The following is a 2864-nucleotide window of genomic DNA, read 5'->3' as shown; positions in this document are numbered from 1 at the left end:
GCCTGCTTGGCCAGACGGCCGGTCTCGAAGCGGATGGTGCGGGTGCCGAAGCTACCGTTGTCGATCAGCGCGACCGACTCGAAAACTCCGGGCTCGACCTCGACCGCAGTCGAAGGGCGTTCAGTTGTCTGCGTCATATTCTCTTCTCTCGACCTCTCGTCTCGCTGGAGCGCAGCACCATGTGGGCGCGAACCAGCTATTCGTCAGCCGTACCGGACACGGACACGTGGAAACCCTCCTGGCTGCCACGCGCAGCACCCGGCCGGATCCCCTTGGCTGGAACATTCCACAAGAGGGGCGACGCGGAGGCGATCATCGATCGAAGCCCGACGGCGGCGAGAACAACGCCTGCCGAAAGGCCACTACCGAAGACCGACGCCACGCGGACGGATGCACACGGCTGTCACATGTTGTAATGCAGCCGGGAACCCGATGGTCCCCGAATACACGAATAGCCAACGAGAAGAAGTGTACTTCTTCCCGTTGGCCAGGTGTCGACCGCCTCGACGAGGAGGCGTGTCCGATTCAGATCAGCGACGCAGACCCAGGCGCTCGATGAGCGAACGGTAGCGGTTGATGTCGTTGGCCTGCAGGTACTTCGACAGGCGGCGACGACGACCGATCAGGGCCAGCAGGCCGTGCCGGGTGTGGTGATCGTGCTTGTGCTGCTTCAGGTGCTCGGTCAGGTCCGAGATCCGCTTCGACAGCAGCGCGATCTGCGCCTCCGGCGAGCCGGTGTCGGTGGGGTGCAGGCCGTATTCGGCGAGAATTGCCGACTTCTGCTCAGTGGTCAGCGCCATGTGGCTCGACTCCTATTTTCAGTTCCGCGCTCGAAGGTCCGGTTACCCGGGATGGGCGCCACCGCGGACCGCAGCAAACCCGAGGAGCCACTTTACTCGACACGTGGTGGCGAGATAAATCGGGGTTCAGGCTTCTGCTGCGGTGAGAACCTTGCGCGCGGCCTCGACGTCGCGGCCCATGGCTTCGACCAGATCGTCGATGGAGTCGAACTTGCGCATTCCGCGTAGTTGTTCGACGAAATCGACACCGACGTGCTGCCCGTAGAGGTCGGCCTCGCCGTCGAGGACGAATGCCTCGACGGTCCGTGAGCGACCCGAGAACGTGGGGTTGGTGCCGACCGAGATCGCGGCCATCGCGCGCTCGCCGGGTGCGGCGTCACCGATGGCCGGGCCCGCCCCGAGCACGGTGAACCACCCCGCGTACACCCCGTCGGCCGGGATCGCGGCGTGCATCGGCGGGGCGACGTTGGCGGTCGGGAAACCCAGCCCGCGCCCGCGCCCGTCGCCGTGCACGACGACGCCCTCGACGCGATGTGGCCGCCCCAGCGCCTCGGCGGCCGCGGCCATGTCGCCCGCGTCGACACAGGCCCGGATGTAGGTGGAGGAGAAAGTGACAGCGTGTTCGCCCAGCAGGGTCACCCCGTCGACCTCGAAGCCGAACCGCTCGCCGAGTTCGCGCATCGTGTCGACGGTGCCCGCGGCCTTCTTACCGAAGGTGAAATTGTCGCCGACCACGACCTCGGTGACGTGCAGACGTTCGACCAGCAGGTCGTGTACGTATTCGGACGGGGTGAGCTTCATGAAGTCCTGGGTGAACGGCATCACGCAGAACACGTCGATCCCGAGCTCCTCGGCCAGCTCCGCGCGGCGGGTCAGCGTGGTCAGCTGCGCGGGGTGCGAACCGGGTCGCACCACCTCCATCGGGTGCGGATCGAAGGTCATCAGAACCGAGCGCACGCCACGCTTCTCCGCCGCGGCGACCGCGCGGCTGATCAGCTGCGCGTGCCCCCGATGTACCCCGTCGAACACGCCGATCGTGAGAACGCAACGCCCCCAGTCCGCGGGCACGTCGTCGAGACTTCGCCATCTCTGCACAGAGCGAAGCCTACGCAAAGCGGTGCCCGAACAGAATTCCGGTGTGCGGCGGATCGCCGGTGCGCGGCGTGCCGGTTCGCCGATGTGTCATTCCGGCCAGGGATGCCTAACATTGGTGATGTGCCAGCTAAACGAGATGTCGCGACCCGCAGCGCGCTGACGCAACCCGCCGAGCAGGCCGAACTCGCCGCCACGATCGCGCCCGAACTGTCGGCGGTGGCACAGGATTATCTGAAGGTCATCTGGACCGCTCAGGAGTGGTCGCAGGAGAAGGTGTCGACCAAGTTACTGGCCGAGCGGATCGGCGTGTCGGCCTCGACGGTGTCGGAGGCGGTGCGCAAGCTCACCGATCAGGGCCTGGTCGAGCACGCCCGCTACGGCGCGATCACCCTGACCGAACACGGCCGTCGCGCCGCGGTCGCGATGGTGCGCCGTCACCGGCTGATCGAGACCTTTCTGGTGAACGAACTCGGCTACGGCTGGGACGAAGTGCACGACGAGGCCGAGGTACTCGAACACGCCGTCTCCGACCTGCTCATGTCCCGCATCGACGCGAAACTCGGCCACCCCGACCGCGACCCGCACGGCGACCCCATCCCCTCCACCGACGGCGCCGTCCCCACTCCCCCCGCCCGTCAGCTCAGCGACTTCGCCGCGGGCGAATCCGGCCGGGTGGCCCGCATCTCCGACTCCGACCCCGCGATGCTGCGCTATTTCGACTCGGTCGGTATCGCGCTCGACACCACCATCGAAGTCGCCGAACGCCGCGATTTTGCCGGCACCATCGCCGTCCGCATCGCCTCGGCCGAAGCCCCCACCGAACTGGGAACTCTTGCCGCCGAAGCGATTTGGCTCACCACATAGTCCTGGATCAGCAGTTGAAGTAGGTACGGAGGCGGTCCGGAACGCCATCGGCGACCGCGCTGGACCAACAGATGTCGTGGGGGAACCGGACATAGGTGGACCAGG

General features: G+C 66.4%; 3 protein-coding genes. 1 reads left to right on the top strand and 2 read right to left on the bottom strand.

Annotation, left to right across the window (positions count from 1 at the left end; all coding sequences use genetic code 11):
• Positions 1–530 precede the first annotated feature (530 nt).
• Together rpsO and ACFWF3_RS30770 are read right to left on the bottom strand one after the other, a co-directional pair.
• Complete coding sequence (rpsO, locus tag ACFWF3_RS30775) at positions 531–800, bottom strand: 30S ribosomal protein S15 (protein ID WP_056811493.1); 270 nt, start codon at positions 798–800, stop codon at positions 531–533.
• A gap of 126 nt (positions 801–926) precedes the next feature.
• Positions 927–1895: a bifunctional riboflavin kinase/FAD synthetase gene (locus ACFWF3_RS30770; RefSeq protein WP_379317216.1), complete on the bottom strand. Its 969-nt coding sequence runs from the start codon at positions 1893–1895 to the stop codon at positions 927–929.
• Between the two features lie 102 nt (positions 1896–1997).
• Here ACFWF3_RS30770 and ACFWF3_RS30765 point away from each other — a divergent pair, with 102 nt between their 5' ends.
• Complete coding sequence (locus ACFWF3_RS30765; RefSeq protein WP_379317214.1) at positions 1998–2759, top strand: metal-dependent transcriptional regulator; 762 nt, start codon at positions 1998–2000, stop codon at positions 2757–2759.
• Positions 2760–2864 lie beyond the last annotated feature (105 nt).

It is taken from the genome of Nocardia sp. NPDC060220, assembly GCF_042727815.1.
Lineage (GTDB): Bacteria > Actinomycetota > Actinomycetes > Mycobacteriales > Mycobacteriaceae > Nocardia.
This window is presented reverse-complemented; position numbering and strand designations above follow the sequence as displayed.

Bases quoted from the DNA above. Each gene is read 5' to 3' on its own strand.
- rpsO (WP_056811493.1), bottom strand. From the start codon at position 800: ATGGCGCTGACCACTGAGCAGAAGTCGGCAATTCTCGCCGAATACGGC.
- ACFWF3_RS30765 (WP_379317214.1), top strand. From the start codon at position 1,998: ATGCCTAACATTGGTGATGTGCCAGCTAAACGAGATGTCGCGACCCGC.